This window comes from Mesobacillus selenatarsenatis SF-1 (genome assembly GCF_000813125.1).
GTDB classification, from domain to species: Bacteria; Bacillota; Bacilli; order Bacillales; family Cytobacillaceae; genus Mesobacillus; species Mesobacillus selenatarsenatis.
Map to the genome: position 1 here is coordinate 1 of NZ_BASE01000031.1, position 13,156 is coordinate 13,156.

At 45.0% G+C, this 13,156-nt stretch carries 14 protein-coding genes; 13 read left to right on the top strand and 1 reads right to left on the bottom strand.

The window, feature by feature from the left end; genetic code table 11:
• Nucleotides 1-209 precede the first annotated feature (209 nt).
• On the bottom strand, nucleotides 210-1,259 hold the full coding sequence (locus TY49_RS07005; RefSeq protein WP_041965194.1) for a M42 family metallopeptidase: 1,050 nt from the start codon (nucleotides 1,257-1,259) through the stop codon (nucleotides 210-212).
• 150 nt (nucleotides 1,260-1,409) lie between these two features.
• Between TY49_RS07005 and TY49_RS07010 the strand changes: the two genes are divergently transcribed.
• The 13 genes from TY49_RS07010 to lipP1 all read left to right on the top strand — a co-directional run bounded on the left by TY49_RS07010 (nucleotide 1,410) and on the right by lipP1 (nucleotide 13,147).
• The gene (locus TY49_RS07010; RefSeq protein WP_041965195.1) at nucleotides 1,410-2,309 is read left to right on the top strand and encodes a superoxide dismutase; all 900 of its coding nucleotides are present in this window, start codon (nucleotides 1,410-1,412) and stop codon (nucleotides 2,307-2,309) included.
• A 132-nt stretch (nucleotides 2,310-2,441) separates the two neighbouring features.
• A complete protein-coding gene (locus TY49_RS07015) occupies nucleotides 2,442-2,753 on the top strand; it encodes a DUF3892 domain-containing protein (protein WP_041965196.1) in 312 nt (103 codons plus the stop codon).
• A 159-nt stretch (nucleotides 2,754-2,912) separates the two neighbouring features.
• Entirely contained in the window at nucleotides 2,913-4,088 is a 1,176-nt protein-coding gene (locus TY49_RS07020) for an acyl-CoA dehydrogenase family protein (protein WP_041965197.1), read from the top strand.
• A 48-nt stretch (nucleotides 4,089-4,136) separates the two neighbouring features.
• Entirely contained in the window at nucleotides 4,137-4,901 is a 765-nt protein-coding gene (locus TY49_RS07025; protein WP_041965198.1) for a beta-ketoacyl-ACP reductase, read from the top strand.
• Between the two features lie 17 nt (nucleotides 4,902-4,918).
• On the top strand, nucleotides 4,919-5,368 hold the full coding sequence (locus TY49_RS07030; protein WP_041965199.1) for a MaoC family dehydratase N-terminal domain-containing protein: 450 nt from the start codon (nucleotides 4,919-4,921) through the stop codon (nucleotides 5,366-5,368).
• On the top strand, nucleotides 5,365-5,772 hold the full coding sequence (locus tag TY49_RS07035) for a MaoC/PaaZ C-terminal domain-containing protein (RefSeq protein WP_041965200.1): 408 nt from the start codon (nucleotides 5,365-5,367) through the stop codon (nucleotides 5,770-5,772). The genes TY49_RS07030 and TY49_RS07035 overlap by 4 nt, the downstream gene beginning before the upstream one ends.
• A gap of 180 nt (nucleotides 5,773-5,952) precedes the next feature.
• Nucleotides 5,953-7,098, top strand: coding sequence for an acyl-CoA dehydrogenase family protein (locus TY49_RS07040; RefSeq protein WP_041965201.1), 1,146 nt, complete (start codon nucleotides 5,953-5,955; stop codon nucleotides 7,096-7,098).
• A gap of 49 nt (nucleotides 7,099-7,147) precedes the next feature.
• Complete coding sequence (locus TY49_RS07045) at nucleotides 7,148-8,353, top strand: acyl-CoA dehydrogenase (RefSeq protein WP_041965202.1); 1,206 nt, start codon at nucleotides 7,148-7,150, stop codon at nucleotides 8,351-8,353.
• Between the two features lie 13 nt (nucleotides 8,354-8,366).
• Nucleotides 8,367-9,140, top strand: a complete 774-nt coding sequence (locus TY49_RS07050) for an SDR family oxidoreductase (RefSeq protein ID WP_041965203.1) — start codon at nucleotides 8,367-8,369, stop codon at nucleotides 9,138-9,140.
• A gap of 15 nt (nucleotides 9,141-9,155) precedes the next feature.
• Nucleotides 9,156-10,325 (top strand): thiolase family protein, encoded by a 1,170-nt coding sequence (locus tag TY49_RS07055; RefSeq protein WP_041965204.1) that lies wholly within the window; start codon nucleotides 9,156-9,158, stop codon nucleotides 10,323-10,325.
• A gap of 30 nt (nucleotides 10,326-10,355) precedes the next feature.
• On the top strand, nucleotides 10,356-11,411 hold the full coding sequence (locus tag TY49_RS07060; protein ID WP_041965205.1) for a phosphotransferase family protein: 1,056 nt from the start codon (nucleotides 10,356-10,358) through the stop codon (nucleotides 11,409-11,411).
• Nucleotides 11,412-11,424: 13 nt separating this feature from the next.
• Nucleotides 11,425-12,159 (top strand): 2-phosphosulfolactate phosphatase, encoded by a 735-nt coding sequence (locus TY49_RS07065; RefSeq protein ID WP_041965206.1) that lies wholly within the window; start codon nucleotides 11,425-11,427, stop codon nucleotides 12,157-12,159.
• 34 nt (nucleotides 12,160-12,193) lie between these two features.
• Nucleotides 12,194-13,147 carry a LipP1 family hormone-sensitive lipase gene (gene lipP1 / locus TY49_RS07070; RefSeq protein WP_041965207.1) on the top strand — a complete coding sequence of 318 codons (954 nt, stop codon included), beginning with the start codon at nucleotides 12,194-12,196 and terminating at the stop codon, nucleotides 13,145-13,147.
• Nucleotides 13,148-13,156: the final 9 nt, after the last annotated feature.

The following is a 13,156-nucleotide window of genomic DNA, read 5'->3' on the forward strand; positions in this document are numbered from 1 at the left end:
GCTTTGCATTACCCGTAATTCGGTGGAGGATTCCATTTGGGGAAAAGCAACGGCTCTGCATTATCCATAATTCAATGTAGATTTCATTTTAGTAAAAGCAGCACTTAACCTTATTATTTATTCGATTTATTAATAAAACAGCATGAATTATGGTGTACACACGTAAAAAGGGTGACGACTTCAATTCGAAGCCAGTCACCCTTTTACTCTTATAAGATCATTTCAGATTGAACGTAGTGATATAACAGTTTCGCTGTATTCTCAATTGAATCCTTGTGTGTCCTTTCAAACGCATGGGATGAATCGATACCAGGACCGATTAGTCCATGAATGATATCATGTCCTGAACGGATAGCGGCAGATGCGTCTGATCCGTAGAATGGATAAATATCCAGCTTATAGCCGATTTCATTATCGATTGCCAACTGTGTCAGTCTTTTCCTCAGCTCGTAATGGTACGGACCGCTCGCGTCCTTTACACAGATGGAAACTGTGTACTCATCCGTTGACTGGCCATCACCCATTGCGCCCATATCGACCGCTAGATACTCAACGGTTTCCGGTGTGATATTCGAGTTCCCGCCATAGCCAATTTCTTCGTTATTGGAAATCAAAAAGTGTGTTGTGTATGGCAATTCGATGTTCTCTGCCTTAATTTGTTTGATCAACTGTAGCAGGATGGCCACGCTTGCTTTGTCATCAAGGTGACGTGATTTAATGTATCCTGAAGGTGTTGTTTGAACACGTGGATCGAATGAAACAAAATCTCCTACTTCAATTCCAAGTGCCCTCACATCTTCCACGCTATGTACTTTTTCGTCAAGACGCACTTCCATGTTGTCCTGGTTGCGTTCTGCTTTCCCGGCATCCTTATAAACATGGACGGAGGTTTGATGCATTAGTATTGTGCCAGTGAACTTTTTGCCGCTTGAAGTTTCAATTTCACAATACTCGCCTTCAATGGAGTTGTATTTGAAACCGCCAATCAAATCAAGCTTTAGACGCCCGCTTGGCTTGATTTCTTTTACGATCGCTCCAAGAGTATCAACGTGGGCAGTCAGCATTCTGTGGCTTTGCTGATCCTTTCCAGGAAGAGTCGCAATCAATCCGCCTTTGCGGTTCCGTTTCGTTTCAACCTGTAACTCTTTTAAATAATTTTCTACATATGTAATAACTTCATTCGTATTTCCCGAAGGACTTGGGATGCTAACCAATTCCTTCAATAAGCTTACTGTTTCATCTGTGTTTGGGTATGCCATTATAAAACTCCTCTCTTAAATAAATCTTCACATAATTCATATTATAAACTTTTTTCCTGCAGCAAAGTAAGCCTTAATCCAAAATACTGTAATCACCAATCCAGTCTATTCATATTTTGATTATGGATGCAGTTTTGGGGAGGGATTATAATGAATGGGTATTGGTTTAGGTATTCATTGCTGGAATGGTGCAGGGAGATGGAAGCAAAATGGGCTTCTGTAAAAGGACAGCATAGAGACTCAACAAAAGAAACCGCATTAAAGCAGTGGGAAGAAAAACTTTTAACACTGAAAGTTCAAGCTGAAACTTCCGTGGATGAGGAAGAGCTATATGTTCAAGCAAGAAACTTATATGACGAGCTTGCGGATTATTTAAATGATTCTGAAACAGAAAATGATCGACAGCAAGGCCAAAGACTGCAGCCAGTCCCAATAGGAGGACATAAACTGCCACCTTTGCCATATGCGTATAATGCACTTGAGCCTGTCATCGCTGAAGAAATCATGAGGCTGCATCATTCAAAGCACCACCAAAGCTATGTAAATGGTTTGAACAAGGCTGAAAAAGAGATGCAGAAGGCACGGCAGACTGGAGATTTCGGGTTGATTAAACATTGGGAGAGAGAAGCAGCTTTCAATGGTGCCGGCCATTATCTGCATACGATCTTTTGGAACATCATGAGTCCAAATGGCGGCGGCTCGCCAAAAGGCCAGCTTGGAAAAGCAATCAACGATTCATTCGGCAGCTTTGATCAATTCAAAAAGCATTTTTCGGAAGCTGCGAAAAATGTTGAGGCTGTTGGCTGGGCAATCCTTGTTTGGTCTCCACGTTCCCACAGACTGGAAATACTCCAGGCAGAAAAACACCAGAATTTATCACAATGGGATGTTGTCCCGTTACTCGTATTGGATGTTTGGGAACACGCCTATTATTTGCAGTATAAAAACGAACGGGCCAAATATGTTGAAAACTGGTGGAACGTCGTTAACTGGAAAGAAGTCGAGCAGCGGTTTAATAAGGCCAGGACATTGGCTTGGCAGCCATTTTAGAGGAGTGACTTATTGTCACCCTTTTTTTGTAAAATCGGCTTTTGGATTTTAACAACAAACTTTACGAAAACAGTATTTGTATAAAAGCCTCCCTATAGCAAAGACTAAACATATGTTCGGGAGGTGTTTTTTATGGAAAACAAAGATTATAACCAGATTTACAATGAATACAAGGAGCGAAGCCAGGGACAAGCGGAACTGGAAGCTAACTCACCACAATCAGGAAAAGAACAAATCATTGCCGTCCGTAAAAATGATGATGGCGATCTGATTGCTTTTAAAACAGAAAGCGGAAGGGAACTTGATTATGTTTCTGCTCTTACTGAGGCTAAAGCGGGGAAACTCGCACATGTGGATGTATTCCATAAATATGGCCGCGATATTCTCAGGAGTGAGCCTGATGGAATTAAAGAAAACAACCTCGATAATTTACCTCATTTTTAGCAGGGTGATATCCCTGCTTTTTTTATAAATAACTTGATTTTTCAGAAATTTCACTCTAAAATAAAACTAACATACCAACCGGTAGGTATGTAATGAATAATTAAGACATATATTTTTAATAGAATATCAACATACAAGAATAAGATGGGAGTGACTTGAATGCATTTACGCCTTACGGAAGAACAAAAGATGGTGCAAAAGACGATTCGTCGATTTGTAGAGAAAGAATTAATACCGCTCGAGAATGAAGTTTTAAGAAATGAAAGAGAAGGACGTCCAAGCCTTCCTCCCGGAAAATTGCATGAGCTACAGCTGAAAGCTAAAGAGGCAGGATTCTGGGGCATCAATACACCGGAACAATATGGCGGTGCAGATTTGGGACAGATGATGATGGCCATCGTTTTAATGGAAGTATCTAAAACGTTCGTGCCTTTCCAATTTGGCGGTTCAGCCGACAATATCCTTTATTATGGAAATGAAGAGCAGAAGCAAAAGTACCTGATCCCAACCATCAACGGGGACAAAAAATCTTGCTTCGCGATGACAGAGCCAGGTGCAGGGTCCGATACACGAAATATTAAAATGACAGCAGTAAAAGAAGGAAATGAATGGGTCCTTAATGGCGAGAAAACATTTATAACAGGCGGAAATGAAGCGGACTTTGTCATGGTCATTGCGATCACTGATAAAGAAAAACACAGGGCAACAGGACGTGACGGCGTGACCTGCTTTATAGTCGACAGGGATATGGGCTGGAAATCAGAATTCATACATACGATGGGCGAATGGGGGCCGGCTGGGCTGGTGTTTGATAACGTCCGCGTACCAGAGGAAAATATCCTGGGTGAAGTCGATGGCGGCTATAAACTGGGACTGGAGTGGATTGGGTTTGCAAGATGGGTTGTTGGTGCCAGGGCGATCGGAGCAGCGGAACGCTTGCTGCAAATGGCGATTGACTATTCCAAAGAGCGCATTACCTTTGGCAAACCGATTGCGGAAAGACAAGCTATCCAGTGGATGATTGCAGATTCAGCCGTGGAAATCGAAGCCGCAAGATGGCTCGTGCTCAATGCTGCTTATACACTGGATGCCGGTGAGGATAACAGGCATATGGCATCGATGGCAAAATTGTATGGCTCCAACATGGGGAACAGGGTTGTCGACCGCGTCATGCAAATTCATGGCGGTATGGGCTATACAAGGGAATTGCCAATCGAGCGATGGTATCGTGAAGCAAGACTTTGGAGAATTTACGACGGCACGGATGAAATCCAGCGCATGATTATCGCCAGGGACCTATTGAAAGGGCATGTGAAAATCGGCCAGTTTGTATAACGAACAAATGAAAGCGTTAACAGTTTAATAGATAGAGGAGGAACTAGAATGGCAGGAAGATTTGAGGGAAGAGTTGCTTTTGTGACGGGAGGCAGCAGAGGAATCGGAAAAGGAATCGTTCAGCTTTTCGCCGAGGAAGGAGCAAAGGTTGCTTTTATTGACTTGAATGAAGAAGCATTGGCGGAAACAACGAACGAGTTACGTGAGAAGGGATATGAAGTTTATTCCAAAGTAGCGAATGTGACGGACTCCGGGCAGGTTGAACAGGCAATGAAAGAAGTGCATGACACTTTTGGTTCTGTCGACATCCTTGTGAACAATGCCGGGGTCATCCGCGATAACCTGCTTTTTAAAATGAGTGATTCTGACTGGCAAACGGTCATGGACGTCCATCTGAAAGGTTCATTCAATGCAGCGAAAGCAGTTCAGAAGTATATGGTTGAACAGAAATATGGCCGGATCATCAATATTTCGTCAACCTCCGCACTCGGAAACAGAGGTCAGGCAAATTACGCAGCTGCAAAGGCAGGTCTCCAGGGTTTCACTAAAACACTTGCAATCGAGCTTGGACGTTATGGAATCACAGCCAACTCGGTCGCTCCAGGTTTTATCGAGACGGAAATGACGAAAGAAACAGCAGCGCGAATCGGAATCTCGTTTGATGACCTGATTAAACACAGTGTCGCGAGCATTCCGGTCGGCAGGAGCGGAAAACCGGCGGATATCGCCAATGCAGTAGCCTTCTTTGCTGATGAAAAATCATCCTTTGTCAACGGCCAGGTCATTTATGTGGCTGGGGGTCCAAAAAACTAAAGTGAGGTGAAGAGTAAGTGTTTAAAGAGCATATTGGCAAACAGTCCAATAAAGTAAAAAACATTGTGGAACGTGGCGCTGTCAAGAAATTTGCTGAGTCCCTCGGAGATCTACACCCCATTTTCATTGATGAGGGAACCGGCCAAAACTCCAGATATAAAAGGAACATTGCCCCGCCTACTTTTCCAAGGGTTTTCGATTACGGAACAATACAAGGACTGAACCTTCCTAATAAAGGCCTGATCCATGGGGAACAGACTTATCATTACGAACGCCCTTTACTTGTAGGTGAAGAAATAACTTGTTATTCGGTAATCAAAAATTATTTCGAAAAGAAAGGAACCCAGGGTGAAATGGGCTTCCTAGTATTAGAAAGCTTTGGTGAAGACGAAATGGGAAAACAAGTCTTTTCCTCCACGCAAACTGTCATTATCACCGAAGCGGTAAGGAAGGTGCTGATTGGATGAGTAGCTTGGCAGAATTGAAGGTAGGCGAATCCCTGAAGGAAGTTCAGCTGGATCCGGTCGACCGGATCACCCTGATAAAATATGCCGGTGCTTCAGGAGATTACAACCCTATCCATACAATCGATGAAGAGGCGAAAAAAGTTGGGCTTCCGGGAATCATCGCTCATGGTATGTGGACTATGGGCAACCTGGGAAAGCTTTTCACCGAATTTTACGAGGAAGGATTCATTCAGGATTATACGATTCGTTTTAAAGGAATGGTGTTCCTGAATGATGTAGTCACTCTCCAGGCTGAGCTGGCTGAGGAAAATGAGAACATCCTCACATTCCACGTTCGAGCTGTCAATCAAAATGGCAATGAAGTCATTAAGGGAGACATCCTCTATCATCGGTATGCTTCTTAATAATCTAAAACCCGGCAGAGATTTGCGGGGTTTATTGCTATAGCCGTGGCGATGAATGCCATTTAGGAGTATAACGAGTTTTCAGGAATTAACACAAAATCTTAGGATTATCGGTTCAATTATGGACTTACTTTCGATTTCGCAGATTAAAAAATAGCAGAAACGAGGTGTTAAACGATAGTGAACTTTGATTTTAACGAGGATTTACTCGCGTTAAAAAGAAATGTCCGTGATTTTATCCAGAGTGAAGTCGAGCCTGTGGCGATGCAGATCGAAGAAGAAGACAAAATTCCGGAAAACATCATCCAGCTTTCCAGGGAAATGGGCCTCTTCGGACTAAGCATACCGGAGGAATACGGCGGACTTGGAATCGGCATGGTGGAGAAATGTGCCCTGTATGAGGAAATCGGCCAGACGCACAATGGCTATACGACTTTGATTGGAGCCCATACCGGGATTGGCACAGTCGGGATTGTCGAGTTGGGCAATGAACAGCAAAAGCGAAAATATTTGCCCGCTATGGCCAGCGGAAAGAAAATCGGTGCCTTTGCCCTGACAGAACCTGATGCCGGTTCGAATGCAGCAAACCTGAGAACGACAGCTGTGAAAAAAGGCGATAAATATGTGCTGAACGGATTGAAGCACTATATTACGAATGCATTAGAGGCGAATGTATATACAGTGATGGCAGTGACGGACCCTGAAAAAGGAGCAAAAGGAATTACTTCATTCATCGTTGAGAAGGACTTTCCCGGCTTCAAGCTCGGCAAAGTTGAAAAGAAGATGGGCCTGAAAGGGTCACATTCGGCTGAATTGGTGTTCGAGGATTGCGAGGTCCCAGTTGAAAATATTCTTGGAAATGAAGGCCAAGGCTATGTAAATGCCTTAAAAATCCTGGCCAATGGAAGGGCAGGCCTTGCAGCGAGAAATTTGGGGTCATCACAAAAGCTCCTTGACATGTCTGTAGCCTACGCGAAAGCGAGGATCCAGTTCGATAAACCGATTATCAAGCATCAGGCAGTAAGCCATATGCTGGCGGAAATGGCGGTTGAAATCGAAGCGCTCAGGTCTTTTACATACCGAGTTGCCTGGATGGTTGATTCTGGCCAGAAGGTTATAAAGGAAGCTGCCATGCTGAAACTCTATGGATCGGAGGTTTATAACAGGGTCGCAGATAAAGCAGTGCAGGTTCACGGAGGACTCGGTTATATTTCTGATTATCCAGTCGAAAGATATTTCCGTGACGCTCGAATCACAAGAATTTATGAAGGTACATCGGAAATCCAGAAGAACATTATAGCTGCTCAACTGGAAAAAGATTATTAAAAAGCGAACATACCTACTAGTTAGTATTAAAAAGAAAGAGGTGGAATGGATGAATTTTAACCATACAGACAAGGTCAAGGAATATCAGGCCAGGCTGACTGAGTTTATGGATGAATATGTCTATCCGAATGAAAAGCTTTATAAAGAACAAATTGACAAACATGACCCATTCTCCAAAGTTCCCCCAATCATGGAAGAACTGAAGGTGAAGGCGAAAGAAAAAGGGCTCTGGAATCTGTTTTTACCAGAGAGCGAATACGGCGAAGGTCTCACCAATCTCGAATATGCACCGCTCTGCGAAATTATGGGAAGGTCAAGTATTGCACCAGAGGTGTTCAACTGTGCTGCGCCTGACACCGGCAATATGGAAGTCCTTGTCCGTTATGGAACTGAAGAGCATAAGGAACAATGGTTAAAGCCTCTCCTGGATGGCGAAATCAGGTCCTGCTTCTCGATGACAGAGCCAGACGTCGCTTCGTCCGACGCAACGAACATACAGGCAAGCATCGTCCGTGATGGAGATGAGTATATCATTAACGGAACGAAATGGTGGTCTTCAGGTGCTGGTGATCCACGCTGCAAGATTGCTATTGTGATGGGTAAAAATGACCCTGAAGCCCCGAAGCATGAGCAGCAATCTATGATTCTTGTTCCTCTTGATACACCGGGAGTAACGATTAAAAGAATCCTTCCCGTCTTCGGGTACGACCATGCGCCTCATGGACACGCGGAAATAGAATACAAGAATGTAAGAGTTCCTGCTTCCAATATGCTATGGGGTGAAGGAAAGGGCTTTGCGATTGCCCAGGGCCGTCTCGGACCGGGGAGGATCCATCATTGTATGAGAACGATCGGTGCCGCTGAAAGAGCTCTTGAAGAGATGTCAAAACGAGTTCTCCAAAGAACTGCTTTCGGAAAAAAGCTCGCCGACCAGGGTGTAATTCAGGAGTGGATCGCGGAAGCAAGGATCGATATCGAGCAGGCGAGACTCCTTACACTAAAGGCTGCGTTCATGATGGATACAGTCGGGAACAAAGAAGCCAAGGCAGAGATCGCGATGATCAAGGTGGTCGCTCCTAATATGGCACTCAAAATCATCGACAGGGCAATCCAGGCATTCGGAGCTGCAGGTGTAAGCGATGACTTTACGCTCGCAGCTGCATGGGCGAATATCAGGACACTAAGACTCGCAGATGGTCCTGATGAAGTACACAAACGAGCGATAGCAAGATATGAACTGAAAAAATATCTGTAAGGAGGAAACATCTATGCATGTATCTGAACTGTTTTCACTAAAAGGAAAAGTAGCGATTGTCACTGGCGGAGGACGAGGACTGGGAGAACAAATCGCGATTGGTTTCGCAGAAGCGGGTGCCAATGTCGTGGTTTGCTCACGGCGAGTAGACGCCTGTGAAGAAGTCAGCGGGAAGCTGAAGGAGATCGGAGTTGAATCCCTGGCTTTGAAATGTGACATCACCAACCCGGAAGATGTGAAAAATGTAGTAGAACAGACCGTCGAGAGATTCGGCAGGATCGATATCCTTGTGAATAACAGCGGAGCCTCCTGGGGCGCACCAGCGGAAGAAATGCCGCTTGAAGCATGGCAAAAAGTCTTGAATGTCAATGTGACAGGAACATTCTTAATGTCACAGGCAGCTGGAAAAGTGATGCTAGAGCAAGGGTCAGGCAAGATCATCAATATCGCGTCGGTTGCTGGGCTTAAAGGCTCCAACCCAAAGGTGATGGATGCCATTGGATATAACGCCAGCAAAGGTGCTGTCATTACTTTTACAAAGGATCTGGCAGCAAAATGGGGGCCGCGCGGCATTTATGTCAATGCGATTGCACCAGGTTTTTTCCCGACAAAGATGTCCAAGGGTTTACTTGAAAAAGGCGGCCAGGCCATTCTCGAGGGAACTCCACTCCGGAAATTTGGTTCTGACACTGACCTCAAGGGTGTAGCAGTATTCCTGGCAGCATCAGCATCGGATTATATTACCGGGGATATAGTAGTCGTCGATGGCGGAACACACGTACTGTAAAAGGAGGCAGCATCCATGAACAGAAATGCAGTGATTGTATCTGCGGTTAGGACAGCAATCGGCAGGCAGGGAGGAGCGCTTGCTTCTGTACCTGCCCATGTCTTCGGAGCTGAGGTAATCAATGAAGCTATCAGGAGGGCAAATGTACAGCCTGAAATGATCGAGGATGTCATCATGGGGAATGTCATTAGCGGCGGCGGCAACATAGCCAGGCTGACAGCTCTGCAAACAGGTCTTTCGCTTGCACTGCCCGGCCTGACGATCGACCGCCAGTGCGGCTCGGGAATAAATGCAGTCAATCTTGCGGCCCAGGCAATTAAGGCGGGGGCTGGTGATGTCTATGTTGCTGGCGGCATCGAAAGCATGAGCAGGGCTCCGTATTTAATGGATAAACCAGAAAGACCTTACAGCCCTGTGCCTCCAAGCTTCAGGAAGTCCCAGCTTTCACCAAAAGAAATCGGCGATCCGCCAATGGGAATCACAGCGGAAAATCTAGTAAAAAAGTATTCAATTAGCAGGGAAGAACAGGATGAATTCGCGCTCTCCAGTCAGCAAAAAATGGCAGCAGCGATGTCTGAAGGACGATTTGATGAACAAATTGTGCCGATTACGATACCTGTCCGAAAAGGGATACCAGTCATTTTCAACAAGGATGAGCACCCGCGGCCGCAAACGACTATGGAAACCCTGGCCCAACTTAAGCCAGCCTTTTTACCAAATGGAACGGTCACAGCAGGAAGCAGTTCAGGCCTGAATGACGCGGCCGCAGCGCTGATGGTTATGTCAAGGGAGAAAGCACAAGAATTGGGTGTGAAACCAATGGCGGTCGTAAGGGAGCAGGCAGTAGCCGGGGTGGATCCAAAGATCATGGGCATAGGACCTGTACCAGCAGTCAGAAAAGTGCTTGAAAAGTCTGGCCTGACTCTCGATGACATGGACTTCATCGAAATTAACGAAGCATTTGCTGCACAGGTGATTGCTTGTGACAGGGAGCTAACCATGGATAAAGCCAAAGTCAATGTCAATGGCGGGGCGATTGCTCATGGACATCCATTGGGAGCAACAGGAGCAATACTAATCACGAAAGCTGTTTACGAGCTTGAGAGAAGAGGCGGGCGGTACGCGCTGATCACTGCTTGCATCGGCGGCGGGCAGGGAATCGCCACCATTATCGAACGAGAATAAAAATTTCACTTATAAGGAGGAATGGTACTCATGGCTTCTGATACGATTCCAATCAGGCAAGGAGAAGAATTAGATACCAGCGCTATCGAAAATTACCTGAGGAAGCAATTGCCGAATCTTCCTGAAGAAAACCTGACGATCGAGCAATTCAGCTTTGGAAAATCTAATTTAACCTACCAGCTGAAGATGGGTGACTGGGAGGCGGTCTTAAGGCGTCCCCCGCTCGGTCCCGTTGCCCCAAAAGCGCATGATATGGAACGGGAATATAAAATCCTGAAAGAGATCAGCCCCCATTTCCGGGCGGCTCCAAAACCATATTTGTTTGCAGATGAAAGTGTCATCGGCAGCCCATTTTTTGTAATGGAAAGAAAACGCGGTATTGTTCTTGACACTGATTTCCCGGAAGGTATTACGCCTCGCAGAGAGATATGCAGGTCTCTGTCAGCAACGATGGTCAACCACCTTGTAGAGCTGCACAGCATTGATTATACGAAAACAAAGCTTACGGAAATGACCAAACCCGAAGGCTTCATGGAAAGGCAAGTAATAGGCTGGATCCGCCGGTATGAACGGGCGGAAACGGATATCGTTCAAGGTGATGAGCAGTTGAAGCAATGGATGCTGAAGAATGTATCTGAATCAGAAACGCCATCAATCATCCATTATGATTACAAATTGAACAATGCCATGTTCAATGAGGAAATGACTGAAATGGTTGGATTGTTTGACTGGGAGATGACAACTGTAGGTGATCCACTTGCCGATTTGGGTGTTGCGATGAGCTATTGGATACAACCCGAAGACCCCGATCTTTTGAAAAAAGGGATGGGAAAAGCGCCGGTCACGGTAACTCCCGGGTTCATGACACGTGATGAATTTATGGAGAATTACGCAAGAATAAGCGGCAGGGATCTGGCTAACATGAATTTTTATCAAACATTTGCCTATTTCAAGCTTGCTGTCATTTGCCAGCAAATCTATTACAGGTGGAAAAAGGGACAGACGAAGGATCCCCGCTTTGCGCACCTTGATGCATTTGTCAGCAGCCTAATCCAATATGCTCTTTACACCTCAGAAAAAAAATGACAGAAAGGGCTGAATGCTGTTGAAAGTTCATCTTTTGCTAAAAAAAGAGGACATTGATAAACAGAAAATGGCTGACAACAAAATCGCTGTTGTTTTCGATGTTCTGCTGGCTACTTCCACTATCGCGTCAGCACTTGAGTTCGGTGCGAAAGAAGTGATCCCTGTCCTGGATGGAAAGGCAGCCGAACAGGAAGCTGCCGGCATGGAAAATGACAGTTTCGTTCTGGTTGGGGAGTATCAAGGCAAAACAATCGACGGGTTTCTATCGCCAAATCCACTAGAATTGAAAGAGAAGATAGGAGGGAAGTCTGTCATTCTTTCTACCACTAATGGAACAGTTGCTCTCAGAAATTCCGCCGATGCGAATGCGGTTTATGCTGCTTCGCTACTGAACTGCGAGGCAGTCGCCAATCATATTTTAAAAGAATATCAGGGAGAGACGATCGTGGTGGTCTGCTCGGGTTCTTCCAATGAATTTAATGTCGAAGATTTCCATGGAGCAGGCTGCTTCATTGACTGCCTCATCAAGCAATTCGGTGACGAGTTCTTCCTAACTGATTCAGCCTATGCTGCGTACAGTTTCTACCATGGGCACAATCAAAATAGTGATGATATCCTAAAAGCTTCCCGAGTAGGTCGAATGCTGAGCAACCATGGATTTGACAAGGAAATTGAATTCGTTTCCCAGCAAAATATATTTAATAAGGTTCCTATGCTTATAGATAAAAAAAGAATTATTGCAATATAAAATGATAACGCTTACATAAAAAGGAGGACAGATTATGTCATTAAAACCGGAAGTAAAGGCGTTACTTGAAGCATTTGCCAATAACCCTGTTCCGCCACTGGAACAGCTGCCATTGGAGGAAGCAAGAAAGGGATTTGAACAATCTGCTAAACAAATGAGCAGAGCTGAAAAGCAGGCTAAAACGGCAGATCGGAAAATTAAAGGATTTAACGGAGAAATTGATATCAGGATCTATACACCTCAAGGTGCTGGAGAGTCAAAGCTTCCAGCCGTAGTTTATTATCATGGAGGCGGCTGGGTGATCGGCAACATCGAAACTCATGATGCTCTATGCCACACATTTTCTAATGAAGCTGAATGTATAGTAGTTTCTGTTGATTACAGTCTTGCACCAGAAAGCAAATTCCCGGTTGCAGTAGAAGATTCATATCTAGCTGCTCAATGGGTGTTTGAAAACGCTCACGAGCTGAATATCGATGAAAACTTTATCGCGGTCGCGGGGGATAGTGCAGGAGGAAATCTTGCAGCTGTTGTCAGCTTTCTTGCAGTCGAAAGACAGACACCGTCGATTGCTTACCAAATGCTGTTTTACCCGTCTACAGGATTTGAGTATACTCCATCTTACGAAAAATACGGCGAAGGATACTATTTAACGAAGTCCACAATGAACTGGTTCCGTGAACAATACCTGAACACACCAGCTGATACACAAAATCCTCTGGCCGCACCGATGCTGATTCCCGATGATGTCACTGCACAGCTTCCGCCAGCTTTTATTATGACAGCAGAGCTTGATCCTCTATGCGATGCCGGCGAACACTTTGCCATGAAACTGAATAATGCCGGAGTAGAAACAGAATATGTCTGCGTTCCTGGAATGCTCCATGGATTCCTTGGAATGACAGAATTCCTGCCAGATGCCAAGAAATCAATCAGAGATGCCGCAAAGGCTTTTAAAAACAGAAGTTCTCTTAAACCAGTTGAGTAAGAAATAAGG

Bases quoted from the DNA above. Each gene is read 5' to 3' on its own strand.
- TY49_RS07005 (WP_041965194.1), bottom strand. From the start codon at position 1,259: ATGGCATACCCAAACACAGATGAAACAGTAAGCTTATTGAAGGAATTG.
- TY49_RS07010 (WP_041965195.1), top strand. From the start codon at position 1,410: ATGAATGGGTATTGGTTTAGGTATTCATTGCTGGAATGGTGCAGGGAG.
- TY49_RS07015 (WP_041965196.1), top strand. From the start codon at position 2,442: ATGGAAAACAAAGATTATAACCAGATTTACAATGAATACAAGGAGCGA.
- TY49_RS07020 (WP_041965197.1), top strand. From the start codon at position 2,913: ATGCATTTACGCCTTACGGAAGAACAAAAGATGGTGCAAAAGACGATT.
- TY49_RS07025 (WP_041965198.1), top strand. From the start codon at position 4,137: ATGGCAGGAAGATTTGAGGGAAGAGTTGCTTTTGTGACGGGAGGCAGC.
- TY49_RS07035 (WP_041965200.1), top strand. From the start codon at position 5,365: ATGAGTAGCTTGGCAGAATTGAAGGTAGGCGAATCCCTGAAGGAAGTT.
- TY49_RS07045 (WP_041965202.1), top strand. From the start codon at position 7,148: ATGAATTTTAACCATACAGACAAGGTCAAGGAATATCAGGCCAGGCTG.
- TY49_RS07050 (WP_041965203.1), top strand. From the start codon at position 8,367: ATGCATGTATCTGAACTGTTTTCACTAAAAGGAAAAGTAGCGATTGTC.
- TY49_RS07055 (WP_041965204.1), top strand. From the start codon at position 9,156: ATGAACAGAAATGCAGTGATTGTATCTGCGGTTAGGACAGCAATCGGC.
- TY49_RS07060 (WP_041965205.1), top strand. From the start codon at position 10,356: ATGGCTTCTGATACGATTCCAATCAGGCAAGGAGAAGAATTAGATACC.
- TY49_RS07065 (WP_041965206.1), top strand. From the start codon at position 11,425: ATGCTGTTGAAAGTTCATCTTTTGCTAAAAAAAGAGGACATTGATAAA.
- lipP1 (WP_041965207.1), top strand. From the start codon at position 12,194: ATGTCATTAAAACCGGAAGTAAAGGCGTTACTTGAAGCATTTGCCAAT.